The 21,848-nt window shown below is 46.5% G+C and carries 14 protein-coding genes; 9 read left to right on the top strand and 5 right to left on the bottom strand.

The window, feature by feature from the left end; translation table 11 throughout:
- Positions 1-28 precede the first annotated feature (28 nt).
- The 3 genes from NC996_RS23595 (at position 29) to NC996_RS23585 (ending at position 4,928) form a co-directional block, all read left to right on the top strand.
- The gene (locus tag NC996_RS23595) at positions 29-1,555 is read left to right on the top strand and encodes an efflux RND transporter periplasmic adaptor subunit (RefSeq protein WP_339380368.1); all 1,527 of its coding nucleotides are present in this window, start codon (positions 29-31) and stop codon (positions 1,553-1,555) included.
- Between the two features lie 121 nt (positions 1,556-1,676).
- Positions 1,677-2,840, top strand: a complete 1,164-nt coding sequence (locus NC996_RS23590; protein ID WP_190686740.1) for an ABC transporter permease — start codon at positions 1,677-1,679, stop codon at positions 2,838-2,840.
- Between the two features lie 108 nt (positions 2,841-2,948).
- Positions 2,949-4,928, top strand: coding sequence for a TolC family protein (locus tag NC996_RS23585; RefSeq protein ID WP_190686737.1), 1,980 nt, complete (start codon positions 2,949-2,951; stop codon positions 4,926-4,928).
- Positions 4,929-5,027: 99 nt separating this feature from the next.
- On the opposite strand, the gene NC996_RS23580 is transcribed toward NC996_RS23585, so the two are convergent.
- Together NC996_RS23580 and NC996_RS23575 are read right to left on the bottom strand one after the other, a co-directional pair.
- Positions 5,028-5,933, bottom strand: a complete 906-nt coding sequence (locus NC996_RS23580; RefSeq protein WP_190686734.1) for an ion channel — start codon at positions 5,931-5,933, stop codon at positions 5,028-5,030.
- A gap of 54 nt (positions 5,934-5,987) precedes the next feature.
- On the bottom strand, positions 5,988-6,350 hold the full coding sequence (locus tag NC996_RS23575; protein ID WP_190410050.1) for a helix-turn-helix domain-containing protein: 363 nt from the start codon (positions 6,348-6,350) through the stop codon (positions 5,988-5,990).
- Between the two features lie 287 nt (positions 6,351-6,637).
- Between NC996_RS23575 and NC996_RS23570 the strand changes: the two genes are divergently transcribed.
- The gene (locus tag NC996_RS23570; protein ID WP_190686732.1) at positions 6,638-7,339 is read left to right on the top strand and encodes an alternative oxidase; all 702 of its coding nucleotides are present in this window, start codon (positions 6,638-6,640) and stop codon (positions 7,337-7,339) included.
- 142 nt (positions 7,340-7,481) lie between these two features.
- Here the strand turns inward: NC996_RS23570 and NC996_RS23565 are convergent, their stop codons facing one another.
- The gene (locus NC996_RS23565) at positions 7,482-8,933 is read right to left on the bottom strand and encodes a YdiU family protein (RefSeq protein ID WP_190533851.1); all 1,452 of its coding nucleotides are present in this window, start codon (positions 8,931-8,933) and stop codon (positions 7,482-7,484) included.
- A 215-nt stretch (positions 8,934-9,148) separates the two neighbouring features.
- Here NC996_RS23565 and NC996_RS23560 point away from each other — a divergent pair, with 215 nt between their 5' ends.
- On the top strand, positions 9,149-9,649 hold the full coding sequence (locus tag NC996_RS23560) for a GNAT family N-acetyltransferase (RefSeq protein ID WP_190686729.1): 501 nt from the start codon (positions 9,149-9,151) through the stop codon (positions 9,647-9,649).
- 115 nt (positions 9,650-9,764) lie between these two features.
- On the opposite strand, the gene NC996_RS23555 is transcribed toward NC996_RS23560, so the two are convergent.
- Positions 9,765-10,202: a hypothetical protein gene (locus NC996_RS23555; RefSeq protein ID WP_190686726.1), complete on the bottom strand. Its 438-nt coding sequence runs from the start codon at positions 10,200-10,202 to the stop codon at positions 9,765-9,767.
- 588 nt (positions 10,203-10,790) lie between these two features.
- Complete coding sequence (gene pbpC, locus NC996_RS23550) at positions 10,791-13,169, bottom strand: penicillin-binding protein 1C (RefSeq protein ID WP_242037599.1); 2,379 nt, start codon at positions 13,167-13,169, stop codon at positions 10,791-10,793.
- On the opposite strand from pbpC, the gene NC996_RS23545 reads away from it, so the two are divergent.
- The 4 genes from NC996_RS23545 (at position 13,067) to NC996_RS23530 (ending at position 21,817) form a co-directional block, all read left to right on the top strand.
- Entirely contained in the window at positions 13,067-13,360 is a 294-nt protein-coding gene (locus NC996_RS23545; protein ID WP_348260028.1) for a hypothetical protein, read from the top strand. The genes pbpC and NC996_RS23545 overlap by 103 nt on opposite strands.
- A gap of 113 nt (positions 13,361-13,473) precedes the next feature.
- Positions 13,474-14,784 (top strand): glycosyltransferase, encoded by a 1,311-nt coding sequence (locus NC996_RS23540; RefSeq protein ID WP_190686721.1) that lies wholly within the window; start codon positions 13,474-13,476, stop codon positions 14,782-14,784.
- Positions 14,785-15,165: 381 nt separating this feature from the next.
- Entirely contained in the window at positions 15,166-20,850 is a 5,685-nt protein-coding gene (locus tag NC996_RS23535; protein ID WP_190686753.1) for an alpha-2-macroglobulin, read from the top strand.
- Positions 20,851-21,109: 259 nt separating this feature from the next.
- Positions 21,110-21,817, top strand: coding sequence for a hypothetical protein (locus NC996_RS23530; RefSeq protein WP_190410039.1), 708 nt, complete (start codon positions 21,110-21,112; stop codon positions 21,815-21,817).
- Positions 21,818-21,848 lie beyond the last annotated feature (31 nt).

The raw sequence follows: 21,848 nt of genomic DNA, 5'->3' as shown, positions 1-21,848 counted from the left end.
TGAACGGTGAACTATTATCAGTAGCAGGGTGATTCAGCTTACTACTGCAAACTGGACGGGCAAAGTGTTGGGAATTGGAAAACTGGGTAAACCGGAATTCAAGGCTGGAGTCAAATGGTTAGCTTGGTCAGCAGGTCTAGCAGTAGCAAGCGTAGGAGGTTGGCTAGTTTATGGGTTGCTGCTAAATCGCTCCAGCGATCCGGTGGCGGTGCGTTTGGTAAAAGTAGAGCGAGGCACCGTTGAGAACACGATCAATGAAAGTGGCGTGGTTGAATTAGGCGGTCAGCAAACCCTCAAATCCCCAGCGGAAAGCGCTGTGGAACGGGTGTTAGTACAACTTGGCGATCGCGTTCAATCCGGTCAAAAACTCATCGTTCTGCGCGACACCAAGCAAGAAACAAGCCTCGACGCCCAGCAGTTGGAGATTACTAAACAGGAACTCACTTTGGCACGCAGTCGCCAGAAAGTTGAAGAAGCCCAGGAAAGGCTAACAACTGCCCGAAGAGAACTCCAAAATCGTGTCAATCAGCAGGCGGCAATTCGGAAACAGGAACTTAGCATCAAACGCAATCAGCAGAAGATTGCCGAAGCTCAGGAAAAGCTAACGGCTGCCCAACAGGAACTCAAGCAGCTGCAAGTCCTCGCTGACAAAGGCTTCATTCCAGCCAACGAACTCCAGAATCAGCAAGAACAAGTCCGCGATGCCCAGTCTGCTTTACGAGATGCTCAGTTAGAAGCGAGTACAAGTAACTTAGAACTCCAGAACCTTCAGCAGCAGCGTCAAACTGACCAGCAAGAAATCTTAGACAAGGTGGCGACTGCACAAACTGAACTGCGGCAGGCACAATTAGAAGTCGCTACCACCAGTCGGGACATCCAGATGAAGGTGCTGGAAATCAAAAATCTTCAGCAGCAACTCCAAAACAACATCGTCACTGCGCCCATTCAAGGGAAAGTTCTTAACATCATGGTCAAGAATGGGAATGGAGTCAATATCGGGAATGACCTGTTGACTTTGGGCGATCCAACGCAAGAGTTGGTGAAACTCAATCTTTCCACGCTGAATGCTGCCAAAGTGAAGAGCAATCAACGTGTCCGCATTAGTGTGATTGGTCCCGATGCGAAGAAATTTACCGGACGAGTGCAAAGCTTGTATCCCCAAGCGATCGCTAGCACTTCTAGCAGCAGCGAGCAGGAAAGCCAATCCGGACAAGCCACGGTGCCTGCAACTGTCAAGCTTGACCAACCCACCCGCAGATTAATTCCTAGCAGCCAAGTCAGCGTCGAAATTATTTTGCAGCAGCGCCAGAACGTCGTGGTTTTGAATACGGAAGCCATACAGCGCTCTGGTTCTAAACCCTTTGTCTGGGTACGAGATCAAGGCAAGGCGCAAAAACGGGACGTATCTTTGGGGCTAGAGGGATTAACAACCGTAGAAGTGACTTCAGGTTTGCAACCGGGCGACTCCGTGGTGCTGCCCCCACCGGATGCCTCCTTAGAGCCAGGAACGCCGGTTATTGTTCAAGAGAAATTAGAAAAGAAAGATGAAAAGTGATTGGTAATTGGTAATTGGTAATCGGTAATTGGTAATTAATATCCTTGCTCTCATGCTCAGCCTGGGAAACAGAAAAAAGAAACATGAGAAGTAATTGGTAATTCCTAATTTTTAAGTTGATATGAGCCTCTCCCCCTTCGACCTCCTCGCGCTCACCTGTAACTCCCTACGCAGTAACCCTGTGCGTTCTACCCTTACCACTTTGGGCGTTTTTATGGGTGTAGCAGCAGTCAGCGCCACGCTTCAAGTGGGCAGCATCAGTCGAGCGGTAATTGCCAAGCAACTCGCTGAGAGAGACGCCCCTCAAGTCTCTGTCTACATGAATGGGGAACTCCGGTCAGAAGACATGGAATACTTGCGACAGCGGCTAGAGGGCGTGCGGGCAATCAGTGCCTCTAGTGGGTTCTATCCGAATCCTCAAACCTTATTTCAGGATGAAGAAGCCCAACCTAATATGAGGTCTGTTACTCAAGACTTTCTGCTCACGTCGGGAAAGCAATTGGTAGCGGGGCGCTTCTTCACTCCTGCCGATTTTGAAAACTATCGCCCTGTCGTGGTGCTCGATCAATTTTTAGTAGACAAACTTTTTAAAGGTCAGAAAGCTGTTGGAGAAACCATTTATGCCAATTCAAGACCCTACGTCGTTGTCGGGGTCGTGCCAACCGTTACCCCATCTTTTGGGGAACCTGAAGGTGAGGTATTGATACCGATGTCGTTTTACTACGCCCTGACGGGTAGCCGCGACCTTGGCTCCTTCAAGATACGCCCTTACAAAATAGAAGACTTAGAAGATTTGGCAGACAAAGCCAAGCAACTGATGGAGCAGCGCTTCCCAGGCAAAGAGGTTTATACCTGGAACAACGTAGACGAAATCTTGGCGCAGCAGCAAACCTTGGAAATGGCATCCAATGGGCTGACAGCCGTGGGAATCATTTCGCTACTCATCGGTGGCGTCGGCATTGCCAATATCACAATCGCAGCAGTAATGGAGCGTACCCCAGAAATTGGGCTGAGGCGGGCAATTGGGGCAAAAAGGCGGGACATCTTGCTGCAATTTATTCTGGAAGCGGCAATCCTGAGTTTATTGGGGGGAACTGCCGCTATTATCTCGGTGCATGGCTTGACGATGGTTGTCGCCGAAACTTTTAAGTTACCTTACGAATTTGAAAGCAAGACGGCTGCCTTGTCCTTAGGATCTGCACTTTTGGTGGGAGTAGGCGCGGGGTTTTTACCTGCTGTGAGAGCTAGTCGGCTCGATCCCGTGAAAGCATTGCGTAACTCTTAGCCTCACTAATAGGCATTGTGTCAAGCTGCCCAATTTCAGATTTTGGATTAAATCGGCAATGGTTCAATCTAAAATCTAAAATCAACCAGCTAAAAGCTATCCGCGCTCATGCACAAGCACGACAACCCAAATGCCCAACCTCCAGTTTCTAGCGGTAGGTTTTCATCCCCTATCCGCTCTTCTTTTGGGGGTGTGGTTCTGCTTGTGACTGCAACTTTAGGCACGACGTTAACGTTAGCCACCGTTTTTAAGCTTCATTCAACGCTGGTAAGAGCGACAACTGCTAATGCTCGGACAGCGGCTCAGACACAGACGCCGGAACTCGCACGCCCTATTATGGTTTCGCCAACGGATAGAGCAAAGCTCAAAACGGCTCCAGTCTCAGAAAGTCCGGGGGTGAACATAGGCAAAGCAATAGTTTTAGGGGGAACTGGTGTAAAGAATGCGATCGCTCCTTCTTCTCTTTCCCCAGTCGCAACTAAAACCAGTCCAACTTTTACGCTTAACACCCAGCCAAGACAATTCCCACCCTCTCCGACTACTAGCCCGCCTTTACAAACAGAGTTGGAGGGATCTAGTATCTCCCCATCGGCAAAAAGTATTCGCCCCCAATCTTCGCCTCCCGTTGCCGCATCTCGGTCAATTTTAAAGACGTTCTCTGAAGCTAGGAAACCAGCCGCTTTATTGGCTCAAGCGCAACCAAAACCCAACCAACAAGAAACCGTAACAACTGGGCGGGGGATTCAATTAACCCTAGCTGATGTTGTTATCTTGGTATTGCAAAACAATAAAGATATCAAAAATGCTTATTTAGAAAGAATCGCCCAAAGACAAGACTTAGCAGTGGCAGAAGATAGATTTGTCCCTGATTTTACGCCTAGATTATCATTTAATCTCGATCGCTTTGGTTCGGGTGGAAACACTAGCACGAATAGCGATCTTGGTGTTGGTGCCACTGTTGAGGTCACGGTTCCTACGGGAGGTAGGCTGAGTTTTGGTTGGGCAACGAACGGTCAAACGTCAAATATAAATAATTTCAATGTTGATAGAGATAACAATCTATTTGGCTCAAATCTTCAGCTACGTTTAACTCAACCTCTATTACGAGGTGCTGGTGTTGCAGTTAATCAAGCTCCTATTGAAATTGCTCGACTCGATGAAAGAGCAAATATTCAAGGTTTAAAATCAACTCTCATTAATACCATCACTGAAGCTATCTTAGCCTACCGCAATTTACTTAGAGCGCAGGAAAGACTGAATATTGAGCAGATTTCTCTAGAAAGCGCCCGCCAAATTTTAGAATTTAACCAAGCCTTGATTGAGGCTGGGCGACTCGCGCCAGTTGAAATTGTTCAAAGCCAGACAGACATTGCAAATAGAGAAGTCAGCTTGTTAGAGGCTCGGAATAATTTGGAGTCTGTCAAATTAACTTTGTTAGATATTCTAGATATCGAGCAAACTCTTAATATTGAACCTGTAGAAAAAATAGTATTGCAATCGAAGTCTTTAGATTTAAATAATCTAAAACAAATTGCCTTTCAAAACAGACCGGATTATTTGCAAGCACAGTTCAGCTTGGAAAGAACAAAATTTGAAAGATTAATTGCAGATAATAACCGGCGCTGGAACTTAGACTTAGATGCAGGTTACGGCGATTCCTTAGATGACACAACCCAACTAACAGCTGGGTTAATCTTGTCCCGTACCTTCGGCGATCTCACTGTGGAACGAGATTATCAACGAAGTCAAGTAAACTTCCAGAAAGCAGAAAATACTTTAGAAAGTCTGCGTCAAAGTATCGATATTGAAGTAACAGATAGAGTTAGAAATGTAAATCTAAGTCTTCGACAGGTGCAACTTGCCCAGCAAGCAAGGCAATTGGCTGAGAGAACACTACAAATAGAACAAGAAAAACTGAGATTGGGAAGAGGGTCAATTTTTCAGGTTGTGAGTTTTCAGAATAATTTAGTAGAGGCAAGAAACCGAGAACTGGATGCAACGATTGATTATCTCAATGCCTTGACAAATCTCGATCAATCTGTCGGTACCACACTGGAAACTTGGCAGGTGACAATTGAAAGAAAATGATATTAAGTCTCAGGAAAAAAACCATTGTTAAACTACCTGAGTCTCTGTCTCCAATAGGGTTTGCTGAACTTAGGCGAAGGGAAAACTATCTTTTTCCAGCTACTTATTAGCCCTGAGAGATTCTATCGGCATCACATCATGAAAGCGGGTATAGTCGATCGAGCGCCGCCCGTCCGGCATCCTAGATAAGATGTCCACAAAACGCATATTCCACAGGATATCGGACGTGGCAAAGGAGTGACGGGCATGGATCGTCTGTGAAACGATTTCGTCTAACCCAGTCAGCATCACGACGATCTCGCTTTCCGACTCAGCCAGGGAGTCTACCGTAACCCCATAAAGCGGACTCGTCTCGTCAATCTGATGCATCACCGTCCAGCTCAATGCAAACATGGATGTATGACTGCGAACTAATTTGAGATCGTAAAACCGACGCATGAATTCTCCCTCCCGATTGACTTCGTTGCGAACTAAAGTCACCCGGATCTGCGCTTCTACAATTACGTCGCGCCGCTGGTTAGCCGTCCGAAACATCAGAGTCGGCACCCCATCATAGGGAGCGATCGCTGCCACGCGACTGAAAAGCACGCTTGCCGTTGGCACGGAGAACCGCGCAAATGCCAGTCCCGTCGCCATTGCCACTCCGAAAAGACCCGCCAGCGCTTCGACTGTCACCACCGCATTCGCGTAAGGCGTACGCGGATACATCGCACCGTAGCCGATAGTCGCCATCGTCTGGACGCTGAAAAAGAAGGCGTCAAGGAAGGAACCCGGTTGAGCGTTCTGGATGCAATCTCCTCCAGCTAGATAGATGAGGGCAAATACCGTGTTGGAGACTAAATACAACAGACTGAACAGCGCTAAGAACCATCCCCAGGAAAGGGTAAGCAGCAAATGATATAGATCGCCCCGATGAAATCCCGATACCCCTCGCCGCACGATGTTCAACTGCCCATCCCGGCTCACAAAGCGCGTTAATGAGGGCGAACGATATCTTTTGCCCATCTTTTGCCCATAGATTGTTGTTATTAGGAATCGGCGTCACGCAGGCGACCTTTCCTAGAAAGCTATCCCATCAAGAGGACAAACACAAGCATCTCGGTTGAGCCATCGTTCTCCCACCTGCTTTAGCGCTGTCATCACGGGTTGAATTTCTCGCCCCTTCTGGGTGAGCGAATACTCTACGCGGGGAGGAATTTCTGCGTAGACTCGGCGTTCCACTAAACCATACTCTTCTAGTTCTCTGAGCCGTATCATCAACGTTTTGGTGCTAATTCCAGGCAATGCTTCTAGGAACTCGTGGGTACGGCGATCGCTTGTAAACAACTCTCGGAGAATCAGAATAGACCATTTACTGCCGATTAAGTCCACGGTGAACTGGATTGGGCATTTTGTCTCTATGCACTGGCTGCTGTTAAGCATTGATGCCTCTAGATATCGCTCTTTTCTTTGCTTATTCTGACCAATCTTCTTAACAGAGGGACGCTGAAGTTAGCTCCCGCCAAATATTTTAATCTTTCTTAATAAAGCTCTGGACAAGTTGCAGCGGGTCAATCTTTTACTTTTGGTAACTATAGTGTCGTTCCAGCCACTGTCAGATTTACGGATTTTCTATTTTTAGGAGTTGAGTAGGATGCAAATAGAGGGAACGAACAGCCTTCCTTCCCGCTCAACTTCTTCAATAAATCAAAATATTTGAGGTTTTTCAAATGATTCGATTACTTGTCGGTGTATTAGTCTTTGTTATCAACACAATTTACCGCGATCGCCCTTATCCCCGTTTTTACGTCCTAGAAACAGTTGCTCGTGTTCCTTACTTTGCCTATTTATCAGTTTTGCACCTTTACGAAACAGTTGGAATGTGGCGCAGAGCAGATTGGTTAAAAGTTCACTTTGCGGAATCTTGGAACGAACTCCATCACCTCCTGATTATGGAATCTTTAGGGGGTAATCAGCAGTGGTTCGATAGATTTTTAGCACAACATACTGCTTTACTTTATTATTGGGTGATCGTTGTTCTTTACATTCTCTCGCCTCGTTCTGCCTACAATTTCATGGAATTAGTTGAAGGACACGCTTATCATACTTACGATACATTTTTGCAAGAAAATGAATCAGAATTAAAAGCTACATCTGCCCCACAAATTGCTATCAATTACTATCGAGACGGCGACTTGTATATGTTCGATGAGTTTCAAACTGGAGGAGTCCCGGAAGAACGCCGTCCCGTCATCAACAACCTCTACGATGTGTTTGTAAACATTCGAGATGATGAAGCGGAACACGTCAAGACAATGATAGCTTGTCAGAAGCCTGATGCTCAATTAACCTTCAAGAGTCCCCATACTATAGAAGTAGGTGCAACATTTCTCGCCCCAAATGAAGAGGTTAAATCAGTTGTTGTGCAATAGAATGTGCTGATAAAAAAACAAAAGGAGAGATATTTACACTATCTCTCCTTTTGTTTTTTTGAAGGAGTTAGAAATGGCTATATCTCTTTTATGTCAATAGATTAACGCCATTTACAAACAGAGGAAAAACAAGTAATGAAGATTAAGCGATCGCATTCTTGTGGAATCTCAACCGTTCAATCAATTCATAAAACGGTGTCCAGTTATCTTCTTGGTCAATTTTCTCCCAAACCGCTTCTATTTCGGGTCTGACTAATGCAGTTTTAGGATTATGACGACGTAACCGTGTTGCTATACTATCCAGTTCGCTATCTGGGAAACTGAGTAAAGTTTGCAGGTATAAATTTCTCCAGTCTTCCAATAATGCTGTAGCCTCAGGCGCATTCAAAAATTCATCTGCTTTCAGAATGTTTGTCGCATCATCACGCCAATTGCGGTCAAACTGATTTGTTACTTCCCAAAAGAAACTGTGATAGCTTACTTGTGTTTCTACCAGGAGTTTCAGAGTTTGCATCACTAATTCTTCTGCGGCTAAATCGGGCAGATTCTCGAATCCCAATTTACCGATCATCCGCGCGGTGTAAGTTCGGTTATAATGCTCGGCAAATTGGGATAGAGCAACTTCCATCTCTGACATAGGAATAACCGCAGATAGGGGTTGTTGGAGCATTTCTAAATTGAGCTGGCAGATCCCTGGTTGATTGCTGTAACTGTACCGTCCGTAATAGTCAAAGTAGGCAGCAGTAAATTTGGGGTCGTAGGTGTTAATAAAAGCGTAGGGACCATAGTCGAAACTTTCCCCAGTAATAGACATATTATCGGTGTTTAGAACCGCATGACAAAATCCCACTGACATCCATTGGGCAGCAAGTTCCGCAACCCGCTTGACTAATTCTGCATAAAATAGAACGTAGCGGTCTTCCTTATCTTTGAGGTGAGGATAATATTGTTCAATTACATGGTCTAAAAGCTTTTCCGTTAAATCCTTGCGTCCAAAAAAGTGCAATCGCTCAAATGTTCCAAAACGAATGTGGGAACGGCTGAAACGAATCATTACCGAGGATCTTGTTGGAGAAGGTTCATCGCCTCGCCAGAGTCCTTCTCCCGTTTCAATCATCGATAAGCAGCGGGAAGTACGCACTCCTAAATAGTGAAGCGCTTCAGCAGCTAAAACTTCTCTGACACCACCTTTAAGCGTGAGTCTACCATCGCCGCCTCTAGAATACGGAGTCGTACCAGACCCTTTCGTTCCAAAGTCATAAAGTTCGCCATCCGTACCGCGCACTTGTCCGTAGAGAAATCCTCTGCCATCGCCTAAGCGAGAGTTATATTCTCCAAATTGATAGCCGTGATAACGCAAAGCTAAAAATGGTCTAACTCCTTGAAACATCCCAAATGCTTCGATAAAATCATCGTCTGTCACCGTGTCTGGTTTCAGTCCCAATATTGGTAATAATTCATCGTTGCGAAAGCGCAGAATATATTTAGGAAAGTCTGCCGCTGCTACTCGATCAAAATAATCATCGCCTAAAGCTTCTAAGGCAGACTCATAATTGAGATTTAAAAAAGGATTGGAAAACTTTTCAGGAGTCATAAGTTACTAAAATACCCAATGAATGTAATTCGTGCCTATACAAACATACGGACTGAAACAAACATTATAAAGACTGCGTAGGCAGTCTTTGTTTGTATAGCGCCAGACTTTAGTCTGTTAGCGAAGCGGCACGAAGTGCGCGCACCTTTGCCAGATGTTTCATTTCTATGCTACGGATAAGCAAGTATACAGTTTCAGCATCAAAAGACTGAAATATGCTTATTCGTCCTGCTACACCTGCTGACGTGCCATCTGTCCTCCCGATGGTTGCCAAGATTTGTGCCTTGCATGAAGCTTGGGATTCAGCAAAGTATGGATTCTTGCCGAATCCAGAGTTGCGTTATGAGAAGTGGTTGAGTCGGATAGCGTCTAGTGCATCGCTGGATGCGCCACCGCAACACGATCGCAATATCTTCATAGTCGCTGAGGCTGAAAATAAGCAAGTGGTGGCGTTTCTGGTGGCGACGGTAGAACGGGAAATCCCGATTTACCGTTTACAAGAATATGCTTTTATTCACGACCTCTGGGTTGAAGAGGAATATCGCCAAGCTGGAATTGCGAAGGCGATGGTGATGCAGGCGATTGAACGCTTTAACTCGATTGGAGTCAAACAAATTCGCCTCGATACGACTGTTGCTAACGAGGCGGCGCGGCGATTATTTTCTTCCTGCGGCTTTCGCGTCAGTACGATAGAAATGCTGATTGAATTAGGCTGATACCAAGAGAACGGCTTTTTTTGTAAGTAGAGGCATCGGGTTGAACAGCTCTACCGTACTCTACACTCTTGTTTGGACAGCGACCCGCACCAGAGTGTGACCGTTCCCTTCTCGTTCAGACCAAGGTGTGTTTTTCGAGAAGCTTAGCCAATCCCGGTATCCCTTCCTCCACGTTTTTCTTAGCCGAGCCGCGCAATTTTTTATAGGTACCCAATACGAGGCTGCTTCTGACGCTCTCCATCCTGGCATCGGTAACGCTCAGGATAGCATCTGCTGCGGGAGAGCGGCTGGCAATGAAGTGCGCGACTGGATCTCCTTTCTGGACACTCTCTCTCCAAATGGGATCGAGTGCTGTACACCATCCTGGCAGGAACTGCTCGACAGCGTAGCCAATGTACCCTGGCTTTATACCCTTGACGGCGTTGTAGCCTGCCTTTATGGCAAGACCAGATATACCTGACTTGGAAGCGACCTCCTCATCGAGCAATTTGCAGAAGTCATCTACAACTTCAGCCTTTTTGCTTGGGTTCAAGAGCTGGTCGCTAAGTGCCATTTCGATCCTCCTAAGTGTAAAAGCGCTGGATTTTGATTCCACTAATTGTTTAGGGAAAAGACAGAATAGATGCTATCACAGTTACAAACTGTAATAAAGAAAAACTTAAGCGCATAGTTAATCTGGGGGAAGCGATCGCCCCTATCTTCTACCTGTTACAACAAGGGTGTCAATGCGGGCATTGCATAATTTGGCAAGATTGCACCCAAAATTTTGTATTTTTCAAAGTCGATTGAGATTACGACTAATCAATCAAACTTACTATGACTAATGCCCTGCGGGTGATTTAGCGCTAGAGCCTTTCCTTAACAAGACTTACGCAGTTAATTAGTGAATGACTGATTTTATCGTAAGGGCATGGCAATCAAAAAGCCTCTACAGCGTGTTGACGTGCGTAAGCCCTACCTAAAACTGACTCAGGCTAGATTTAAATATCTTCAGCAACTCCGCTAGACAACTCATGCCAAAATTACCTAAATGTTTGTCAATTTGTCAGAGGATCGGCTACTGCGTGTAGTACAAGGACAGGCAATCATTAACAATGTGTTTGAGGGAAAGGCATCCGAACCACCCAGTTAATACTACGGTTTAATTTGACTTGAGCGAGAAACCCCGGCGTGTCTGCCGATATTTAGCTAACTGCACTTGAAAACTTACCTTATCGGTCATTTCACCACTTCTTGCTTCCAAAGTCCACTGACCGGGGCGCAGCGACCAAAATAGCGAATTCGATGGTTGTGTTGCCAGTTTTTCGCCATTTAACCACCACTCTACAGACTGGCTGGGCGTTCCAGCTACTTTAAACTCTAGTTGTTGCATTTCTGTCTGTGCATTCTCTGTGCCTTTGGGATTCGTTTTCTCACCTGGGTGCAATAAGAAAACATCGCCATTGTGAGGAGACAAAATCTTGACGCCACTAGAGACAAAACTTGGTTGATGCTGCCTTGCTAACCACTCATCGTACTCTGGAGGCAACTTCGCAATACCTGACTGACGCTCATAATCGCTAATATCTTCTGCGTAAAAATATTCTTGCACTACTGAAGGGCAATCTGGGGTAGGGCGTAAGCCGGAAATCGCACAGATTGGGCGTTGCACCAGATTTTCTGGAGGGAGAAAGGGGGCGGGTTCTCGATTTTGATGGAGGTGTAACATGATGCGATTCCAGAGGGGTGCTGCACCTGTCACCCCCGAAACCTGTCGCATAGGATCGCCGTTAAAATTGCCCACCCAGACGGCTACGGTGTAGTCGGTGGTAAATCCAACCGTCCAAGTATCTCGAAAATCCGAGGAAGTGCCTGTTTTAACTGCTGCGGGGAATGGTAAAGCTAGCACCGAGTCTACCCCAAAGGCACTCGCACGAGCATGGCGATCGCTTAACATATCCGCAATTAATCCCCAGGTGGAAGGGTTAGCAGATGGCAGCCTGGAAGGTCTTCGGTTGCTAGACGGCAGGTTGGAGAATGTTGTGACTAGCGGGGTGGCTTCTCCACGTCTTGCTAAAGTAACATACGCCCTCGTTAACTCCCATAAACTGACTTCACCGCTACCCAAAATTAGTCCCAATCCGTAATGTTCGGGCGACCGATTTAAATGCTCAAATCCTAATTGATGCAGATGATTTAGAAAATTTTGCACGCCGACTTTTTCTAATACCCGCACCGCCGGAACATTTAGAGAATTTGCCAAAGCTACGCGAACTCGTACTGGTCCTAAAAAAGTTTCATCATAATCTGTAGGACTGTAGAGTTTCGCGCCGGGAATCGCGTAATGAGTTGGCACATCCGCCAAGATAGTATTCGGGCGAATCGTGCGGTTTTTTAGGGCATATTCATATAAAAAAGGCTTCAAAGTAGAACCGGGTTGACGTAATGCCTGTACCCCGTCGTTGCGACCGAGTTGTGCTTCATTAAAGTAATCGGGAGAACCCACATAAGCCAAAACTTCCCCCGTGTGGTTGTCAATGACTAAGGCAGCAGCATGATTAACATTATTGGGGGTGAGGGTACGGATCACCTGCTGTACTTGCGCTTCCACAAATTGCTGCAAAGGGCGATCGATACTGGTGCGGATCTGGGACATCCGATTGGGGATAGCGCTTTCTGGGGCTTTGCTCGAAGATTTTTGATTTTGAATTGAAGAATTAGATAGTTGATTAGATACCCAAAATAAAAAATGAGGGGCGGCAATAATTCCCTGTTGTCTCGGTGCTAGGGAAATCTCTTCTTTGTAAGCTCGATCTGCTTGTGCGCGAGTAATATAACCGTCTTCAACCATGCGATTCAGGACATAAATCTGCCGCTTTTTAAGGCGTTTCCAATGGTCGTAGGGATTGAAGTAAGTGGGATTATTAGGAACAGCAGCGAGAAGACTTGCTTGGGCAAGATTAAGTTCGCTTGCTGGAATATCGAAATAGTTACGGGATGCAGCTTCTAACCCATAGATATTCCCCCCCATTGGCAGGCGATTGATGTAAGCAGTCAGGATTGCATCTTTATTCATCCCGGCGGCGATGCGCCAAGATAGCCAAATTTCGCGCAACTTGCCTGGTAAGGTGCGGGGAACGGGATCTAACATCCGCGCTAGTTGCATCGTAATCGTGGATGCACCGGAGGTAATCCTTTTCGCCTGAAGTGAATCTTTAATCGATCGCGCTACAGCCTTCAGATCCAGCGCCCCGTGATGATAATATGAGCCATCTTCAGCAGCTAGAATCGCGTTGATAAAGTGGGGCGAAACTTGATTCAGCGGCACCACAGCGGTATGCTCTTGGTCGCGGGTCAGTAATCTTCCTAAAGGAAGTCCATTGCGATCGCTAAATTCTATCGCTTGCGTATCCTGGGCAATATCTTTGGCGCGAACGGGTGCCAGATAAGGAAGCGATCGCACGGTTAAACCCAGCAACACCAATGCTAAGAATCCGCGAAATTTCTTGTTTCTCCCCCAACGCCAAAAGAGTTCCTGCATTTGGATTTGCCACTGCTTGGGTTGTCTCATCGCTTAACCCTTTCGCCAACGAAGACTTACCCCCTTATCTTCATTGTGGCGATCGCCTTTACCGGATGAGGGTGTTTTTAGGGGATGCGCGATCGCATCTTCCCTCTAAGCGCTTGAAACTGGCAGATGGTACGCTTCTACCTCAAGACAATGATGGGTAATTCTTCCTAATCACCCACTAGGGTCAGCCAATCGGATGAAGCAAGTACCCTTAAACCGCCGTAGTTTTGTAGTAATACAAGTAACTCATCTATAAAAAGATACGGTAGCCATTATGAAGATTGTTCTACACACTTATGGTTCGTTAGGCGATTTGCATCCTTATATAGCGATCGCCTTAGAATTAAAGGCACGCGGGCATCAAGCAGTAATTGCCACCGCTGAGTTCTACCATAACAAAATCGAAGCGGCTGGTCTTGAGTTCCACCCAGTCCGTCCCGATTTTCCCACAGACGTTGAACAGCAACGAGAACTTGTGCGTCTGATCATGGACAAGCAAAACGGTACAGAATACGTCTTTCGCCAAGCAATCTTACCCTATGTCCAAGAAACTTATGAGGATCTGATGTCGGCAGTGCGCGATGCAGACCTGTTGGTGACACACCCCCTCAGCTTCGCAGCAACGCCCGTTGTTGAGAAAACGGGAATTCGTTGGGTTTCCAGCGTACTGTCTCCGATGTCGTTCCTCTCCGCCTACGATCCCCCAGTAGTGGCGACTTTCCCCAGTTGGCTGAATCTACGCATACTTGGCCCTGGGTTTAATGGAGCGCTCATCCGCCTCGCTAAAAATCGTTTCAGCTCGTGGGATGAACCCCTGCGACAGTTACGGACACAGCTTGGTTTATCTCCCCTTGCTGATTCTATGTTTGAAGGGATGAACTCCCCCGATTTAGTGCTGGCTTTATTTTCAGAAGCTCTCGCAACTCCTCAACCCGACTGGCCAAAACAGACTTGCGTTACCGGATTTACTTTCTACGATCGCAATGGCAATACTGGTCTATCTCCGGAACTAGCGTCATTTTTGGATGCGGGAGATCCGCCAATTGTGTTTACTTTGGGAAGTTCCGCCGTGTGGGTTGCTGACAAGTTTTACCTCGAAAGTGCCAAAGCTGCCTTAAAGTTGGGCTATCGGGCTGTATTGCTGGTTGGCAACAATAACCCCTCCCTACCAAAAGAGTTGCAATCCAAGGATATTGGTGTTTTTGACTACGCTCCCTACTCGGAACTGTTTCACCGAGCTGCTGCTATTGTGCATCAAGGAGGCGTAGGCACAACCGCACAGGTGTTGCGTTCCGGTCGCCCGATGTTGGTCGTACCCTTTAGTAACGACCAACCAGACAATGCAGCACGGATTACTCGTTTAGGAGTCGGACGAACTATCGATCGCGATCGCTACACTGCTTCTCGTGCGGCTAAGGAACTCGATCGCCTATTACGCGAACCTCGCTACCAGGCTAAAGCCGCAGAAGTTGGCAATAAGGTACGAGCAGAAAACGGGGTTAAAGTTGCCTGCGATGCAATCGAAGCACAATTGAAAAAAGATAAGAACGCTACGCTTCATAGTGCGCCCGTCACCGCTATCTAATCAAAAGGTGAATAGCAATCCTATTAAAGTTGTCAGATGCCAGTAGTTCAGATCCCGAACTTCTTCAAGAAGTCCGGGATCTCGCCTTTAGGAATCATTTAATGCGCTCAACCAAGTGTGAGTAGCGTTAGCTCAGCATAAAGTAAAGATTTTAAGCGTAATGATTCAGCTACCCGGAAGACTGAGTAGTTGAGATGTAGACCTCTTGTTAGTGAGTCATGTAGGGGTAACTCTTGTGGTTTACCCTCCGATGAATTACCTGCAATGAGGGAAAAAGTCATGCCAGTTTCAATTCCTGATACAGATTCGCTGTCTTCCCTTCTTGCACAGGATAGTACAGATAAATCCTTTCAACAGATAGGCACAATCGTGAGAATTTGGATGCGGTTTCTGGTTGTCGTAGCATTCGTACTGGGGATAGCCGGATGTGGAGTGATTAATCTCTCTGGAAATGAACCACTTCCAGCAGTTCCTTCGCTAGCGACGCCGCAACTCCCAGACTGGATTGAGGAAATTAGCCCGACTAGTGAGGTTGAACCTCTAGCACAGATTCGCATCCGATTTAAAGATGCTTTGATTCCTGTTGAGAGTCTTGATAGCCCCGATCAACAACAAAAGCTAAAACAATTTGAGATTTTGCCACCACTACCAGGGCAATTTCGATTTTTGACACCGCGAATGGTGGGATTTCAAGCCGACAAAGCATTGCCGAAAGCAACGCGAGTCAGAGTCACTCTGAAAGCTGGTTTGGCGGATCTAAAAAATCATCGTCTGGATAAGGATTTAGCGTGGACTTTCAATACTGAACCGATTAAACTAACTAATTTACCGACTACTAATCCTGAAAATCCTGATAATCAAGCTATCGATCTAAAGCCGACTCTAAAATTTAACTCAAATGTAGAACTTGATGTCGCTTCAGTTCAAGAGCATTTGAAGCTAATTCCGGAAGGAAAACAGAAGGATATACGGCTGAAAGTTGACTTAGAAAAAAAAGAGATACCCTCAGAGAACGAACAACCACAGGAGAAACTTGACCCTTCAACCCGCAACTGGACATATAATTTAGTACCGCAGCAGACTTTAGAAAAAGCGACTCGTTACCGCTTAGAATTTTCTCCGGGTTTGCGTCCTACTCGGGGTAATCTGCCCAGCGAGATGTCTTATGTTAGTCAGCTAGCTACTTATTCGCCTTTGAAGTTACTGATAATTAAATATTACGGAGTACCCGATGCCGGAGGGACTTATGGTCGGTTTGTAAAAGGAAGCCCTCAACTGCAATTTAATAACGGGCTTGATGCAGATTCAGCGATTGAGAATATTACTGTAACTCCTGCGCCAAAAGAAGCTCCTAAACTAGTTCAAGTTCCTGATGGAGAAAGTCTTGTCAATCTCAACCCTTGGGCATTAGAACCTGCCACTACTTATACAATTACTATCGGTAAGAAGCTCAAGGATAAGTTTGGGCAAACATTGGAAAAGCCAGTTACGCTCAAATATGAGACAGGCGATGTAGCTGGAGATATTTGGGTACCATCTAATCTAAATATTTTCCCGGCGGGTAACGATTTGCAGCTAAACGTTTCTACTGTAAACTTGCCGGAATCAAAGTATAAAGCGGCTTATCGGGTGTTGCAACCGACAGATTTAGTTTATGTAGATTCTGCTTATCCCAAAAGCGATGGGAATGATTTATTACCGAATCCCAATTCTTGGCAAAGTGTCAAGGTATCGAGTAAGAAAAATCAGTTAATTGATGTACCTGTTCCCATCCAGGAAAAACTGGGTACTGCTACGGGAATGTTAGCTTATGGAGTTCAGGCGCGAACTAATCGTTATGAAGAAAATGGTAAGCAACAATGGCGCGAACCGACGACTTATGGAATGGTGGAATTGACTAATTTGGGAGTGTTTGCACAGTGGTTCCCAGATTCGGGATTGATTCGCGTGCATCATCTCTCAGATGGTTCTCCCGTAGCATCTGCACCTGTAGAGATTTATGAGTCGAAATTAGAGGCAAAATCTCGTCCTCAACCCGTACCTTGTGCATCAGGGAAAACGGATGAAGCGGGGACATTACTATTGCGTCGTGAGGATATGCAGCAATGTACAAAATCCAGTTCTGGATTTGAACAAGGGCCTAAATTGCTCGTAATTGCCCGCGAAAATCAAGATTGGGCATTTGTCCGCACGGAAGAATATAGCGGTGCTTATGGGTATGGTGTTGATGCTGGATGGGATGATGGGAAGCCAGTCTCACGGGGGGTAATCTTCTCGGATAGACAGCTTTACCAGCCAGGGGAAAAAGCATCGTTTACGGGTTTTGCCTACTACTTACAAAATGGAAATATCCAGCAGGACAAAAATGCTAGCTATAAAGTCACTCTCTTAAATCCAGATGGTCAAAAAACGGATTTAGGTACTCAAACAACCAATGAATTTGGCAGCTTTTCTCTAGAAGTGCCGTTTAAGACTAATCAACCGCTTGGCTACTATTCGATTCAAGCGAAAGGCAAAAGTGGCGTAGAGGTTTTGGGTGACTTTCGGGTTGCCGAGTTTAAACCGCCTAATTTTAAAGTAGAGCTAAATCTAGATAAAGAATTTGCTCTAAAAGACCAGCAAGTTGAAGCGAAATCCACGAGCAATTATTTATTTGGTGCGCCTGTAGAAGGCGGGAAGGCAGAATATTACGTCACGCGATCGCAAGCTGATTTTAAACCGAAAGGGTGGGAGCAATTTTCCTTTGGGCGACAGTGGTTTTGGCCTGAGGAAAGTCCGACTGTTTCCAGTGATGTGTTGCAATCAAATCAGGTATTAGATGGTAAGGGGAACAGCCAAATTGTCAAGATAGCGAAGGATGTGCCTTACCCGATGACTTATCGGGTGGATGTGCAAGTCTCCGATGTGTCGAATTTGTCAGTATCGGATTCTAAGACATTTACGGTATTGCCAAGCGATCGCTTAATCGGTTTACAATCCAATTTCGTTGCGGATGCGCTTCAATCTTTACCCGTCCAAGTTATCGTTACCGATCCTACCGGCAAGGTGATGGAAGGACAACGGGTGCGAGTGGAACTGCAACAGATGAAATATAGCAGCGTCACGCGGGTGGTAGAAGGCAGTAATACTGCTAAAAACCAAGTGGAATACAAAACCGTGGCGCAGACAGAGGTGAAATCTGGAAATAATCCTCAATCTGTGTCGCTGACACCTCCGGAATCGGGTTCTTACCGGATTCGAGCAAACTTTGCAAATACCAAGGATGAAGTTACCGCAACTGATTTGCAAATTTGGGCGACGGGTGGCAATGCGGTAACTTGGGGAGAAAGCGATCGCGATCGCTTGGAAGTCAAACTCGATAAAGACACCTATAAACCGGGTGAAACGGCTACCGCTTTAATTCAATCTCCCTATCCGGAAGCTGAGTTATATTTTGCCGTTGTCCGTGATAAACCCCTGTACAAGACAATTACCAAAGTGAAAGGGGGTGCGCCGCAAATTCAATTCCAAGTAACGCCGGAAATGCTGCCAAACGCCGCAGTAGAGGCGGTATTGGTTCGCCAAGGCGTTCCCCTAAGTCAAGTGGAACCTGGAAGCTTAGAAAACTTGGTGCGGATTGGGTTTGCTCCTTTTAAAACTAACTTGGATGATAAGTATTTAAAAGTCCAAGTTACCCCCATTCAAACGCAACTAGAACCGGGTGTCCCAGAAACCGTACAGCTAGAACTCAAGGATGCACAAGGCAACCCAGCCCAAGGACAGTTTACCGTCATGGCGGTAAATGAAGCGGTGCTGCAACTGAGCGGTTATCGTCCGCCGGATTTGGTGCAGACTGTTTATGCAGAGCAGCCGATTTCAACTCGATTTAGCGATAATCGTCCTAATGTGGTAGTGCAACCAACCTCAATGACGAAACCGAAAGGTTGGGGTTATGGCGGGGGACAATCAGCAGGCGCAGCGAATACCCGCACCCGCAAGGATTTCCAAGCCTTAGCTTACTACAACGGTTCTGTTCTCACAGACGCGACAGGGAAGGCAGAGGTGACATTTAAGTTGCCGGATGACTTGACAACGTGGCGGGTGATGGCAGTTGCTACCGATGGCAATCTGCACTTTGGCAACGGCGAAGCGACTTTTATCACGACGAAACCGCTGCTGTCTAACCCGATATTGCCGCAGTTTGCACGTCCGGGCGATCGCTTGGAAGCTGGCTTATCTGTCACGAACAATACCCAACAAACCGGAAATCTGGCAATCAATGGTGTGGCGAATGGTTCTCTTCAGTTTGCAAATAAACCCGCTAATCTGCAAACCAAAGCAGAATCTGGCACTCGTGCGTATCGCTTTCCTATCGTGGCAGGAAGTGCAGGTAAATCTCAGGTGAAGTTTACTACTCAGTTGAATGGAACTGCTGATGCATTTGAAGTGCCTTTGGAAGTGAAAGCGCTAGAGATTACCGAACAAGTCGTAGAAAGCGGTACAACTACAAATCAGGTGAAAATTCCCCTGAATGTGGATAAAAAGGTTGTCCCTGATGCGGGAGGTTTGGAGATTTCCCTTGCCAGTACGCTGATCCCGGAAATTACCGCACCAGCGCGTCAAGTATTGCAGGATGAGCAATTGCCATTTTTGGAACCAGCGGCGAGTCAATTAGCGATCGCATCCAGCTTGCAAACGCTTTCTCAAAAATACGGTCAAACCTTTGCACAATTCAATCCGACTCAACAAGCGAACCAATCTCTAGAACACCTACAAAAACTCCAGCAACCGGATGGTGGATTCGCCGCTTGGCCTGGTCAACAGAAGTCCGATCCGTTAGTATCTCCTTACGCAGCTCAAGCTTTAGCAAGAGCCTCGAAAGCGGGACTGACGGTAGAACCGAGAATGGTGTCTCGCTTGACGACTTACTTGAAGAAAATTCTTGCAGATCCCGGTCAATACGATTTTTGTAAGCAACCACTCTGCAAGAATCAGGTGCGACTAGAAGCACTCTCTGCTTTGGCGGAACTGGGAGAAAAGCGCAATGACTTTCTTGCAGACATTTACGCACAGCGCAGTCAATTCGATCCGGTTACGCAGATTAAGCTGGCGCATTACCTGTCTCAGTTTCCAGAGTGGCAAGAAGAATCTCAAACTCTATCGAAACAATTCCAGCAAAATATTTATCAAACGGGTCGCACTGCTACGGTAAATTTACCCCAAGGTTTATCTTGGCTCAACTCGTCAACAACAGCTCAAGCTCAAGCTTTGCGCCTTGCGATCGCGCAAAAGAGTAACCCAGAAATCTTAGATCGGTTGTTGCAAAGTCTCCTCGCACTGCGACGAAATGGCACTTGGCAGAATACCTATGACAACGCTCAAGCACTCACGGCTTTGGTGGAATATAGTCAGACGCAGCCAACACCGCCTAACTTTGCCGCAATGGTGAAACTCGCTGGCAAAAAATTGACATCGGCGCAGTTTAAGGGATACACCAACCCCAGCCAGGATCTTAAGGTGCCGATGACCCAGTTGCCACGCGATCGCCACGATCTGATTGTGCAAAAATCGGGTCAAGGTACGCTGCACTACTTGGTTGCCTATCGCTACCGCCTACAGGGAAATCAACCGGGAAGATTTAACGGCTTACGGGTGACACGCGAAATCCGTCCCGCTAGTGAAGAAAAGGTGTTGCGAAAGCTCAGCCTCTATGCTTCTGATGAGCCGTTGACGGTGAAAAGCGGTCAGGTGTTTGATATCGGTTTGGAGATTATTACCGATCATCCGGTGAATCGTGTGGTCATTAGCGATCCGCTCCCAGCCGGGTTTGAGGCAGTCGATGCGAGTTTCCAAACTTCTACGGCTGCATTACAGGCAAAAGAGGATAACTTTGGCTTCAAGACGATTTATCGCGATCGCATTGTTGCCTATAGCGATCGCCTGGAAGCCGGAGTCTACTCTCTGCACTACCTCGTCCGTTCCGTGACTCCAGGCACCTTCCTTTGGCCTGGTGCAGAAGCCCATCTACAGTATGCACCAGAAGAATTTGGACGCTCAGCTTCTTCTACTTTGAAAGTGTCGGATTAGAGCGCAAAGGAAACATAAAGTTTCTTCCCGGCTGACGTTAGGGAAGGAGAACTATGGGGTGCCATCATCTGTTTTGCGAATGATGGCACCTCTTTTTTGCCTGATTTTGCCTTTTGTGTGACTTTTGCTTTTTAACTTTTGCTTGTTTGCCGATTAGTTTTGCCGCGATGCCCTTTCTTTGCAAAGATTAGTTAGATTGTTATGCCACAACGGCAGTTATGGCGATATCAAGACTAAGTAAATTCATAAGGGAAGCAACATGGCTGGAAAAACAATAAATAGTAGTGCCAGTGGTTTTCTTGTTGTCCTCTTGCCATTGGCGTTTGCGATCGCCTTCCTGTTTGTAGCATGGCCTGTAGTGCTGGCACTGGTGTTGGTGGGCATCTGTTTAAGGCTTTGGCAAAACTATCAATGGCAAAAGTGGAGCCAGCAAGTCAATCCCTTTTTTCATCAGCTGATTCAGGAAACCCAAGGGCGCGTTACAGCACTCGACTTGGCAATGAAAGCGAATCTCTCTGGAGCAGCAGCGCAGCGGTACTTGGATACAAAAGCCCAAGAATTTGGGGCAAGTGCCCTTGACTATCAAGACAAAGGCAAAGTGTATTACTTTATCACTGCTAACACTCTAGGTAGCATCTTTGATGACAGCGAACCTTCCCGCCAATCTTATGTCAATGATGCTCCAGAAGCTGTGGCACCTGCCCGCAAAGAGCAGCAACCACAGGAATTAGCTGATGACGAGGAGTTTGAGGAACCTGAAAACGAACCCACTGACGAACAGAGGGCTTCTAAAGCGCTGATTCAATCTGAACTTGCAAGGCGGCTGGATGTTCATTCCAGTACCATTTACAAACGCAGAAGTGAGCCATACTTCGCAGATTGGAGCCAGGGTCGAGATCCAGAAGGAATATCCTGGAGATTTGAACCCGACAGTATGCTGTTTTTTCCCATCGAAACCGAGTCTTAAAAGGAAAGCTGAACCGGCTCTAAGGTAAAAG

Source organism: Trichocoleus sp. ST-U2 (genome assembly GCF_039961875.1).
GTDB lineage: Bacteria > Cyanobacteriota > Cyanobacteriia > Cyanobacteriales > FACHB-T130 > FACHB-T130.
Note: the sequence above shows the minus strand (reverse complement) of the source record. Positions and strands in the feature narration are given on the sequence as shown.

Bases quoted from the DNA above. Each gene is read 5' to 3' on its own strand.
- NC996_RS23535 (WP_190686753.1), top strand. From the start codon at position 15,166: ATGCGGTTTCTGGTTGTCGTAGCATTCGTACTGGGGATAGCCGGATGT.
- NC996_RS23555 (WP_190686726.1), bottom strand. From the start codon at position 10,202: ATGGCACTTAGCGACCAGCTCTTGAACCCAAGCAAAAAGGCTGAAGTT.
- NC996_RS23530 (WP_190410039.1), top strand. From the start codon at position 21,110: ATGGCTGGAAAAACAATAAATAGTAGTGCCAGTGGTTTTCTTGTTGTC.
- NC996_RS23585 (WP_190686737.1), top strand. From the start codon at position 2,949: ATGCACAAGCACGACAACCCAAATGCCCAACCTCCAGTTTCTAGCGGT.
- NC996_RS23570 (WP_190686732.1), top strand. From the start codon at position 6,638: ATGATTCGATTACTTGTCGGTGTATTAGTCTTTGTTATCAACACAATT.
- NC996_RS23560 (WP_190686729.1), top strand. From the start codon at position 9,149: ATGCTTATTCGTCCTGCTACACCTGCTGACGTGCCATCTGTCCTCCCG.
- NC996_RS23580 (WP_190686734.1), bottom strand. From the start codon at position 5,933: ATGGGCAAAAGATATCGTTCGCCCTCATTAACGCGCTTTGTGAGCCGG.
- NC996_RS23565 (WP_190533851.1), bottom strand. From the start codon at position 8,933: ATGACTCCTGAAAAGTTTTCCAATCCTTTTTTAAATCTCAATTATGAG.
- NC996_RS23575 (WP_190410050.1), bottom strand. From the start codon at position 6,350: ATGCTTAACAGCAGCCAGTGCATAGAGACAAAATGCCCAATCCAGTTC.
- pbpC (WP_242037599.1), bottom strand. From the start codon at position 13,169: ATGCAGGAACTCTTTTGGCGTTGGGGGAGAAACAAGAAATTTCGCGGA.
- NC996_RS23590 (WP_190686740.1), top strand. From the start codon at position 1,677: ATGAGCCTCTCCCCCTTCGACCTCCTCGCGCTCACCTGTAACTCCCTA.
- NC996_RS23540 (WP_190686721.1), top strand. From the start codon at position 13,474: ATGAAGATTGTTCTACACACTTATGGTTCGTTAGGCGATTTGCATCCT.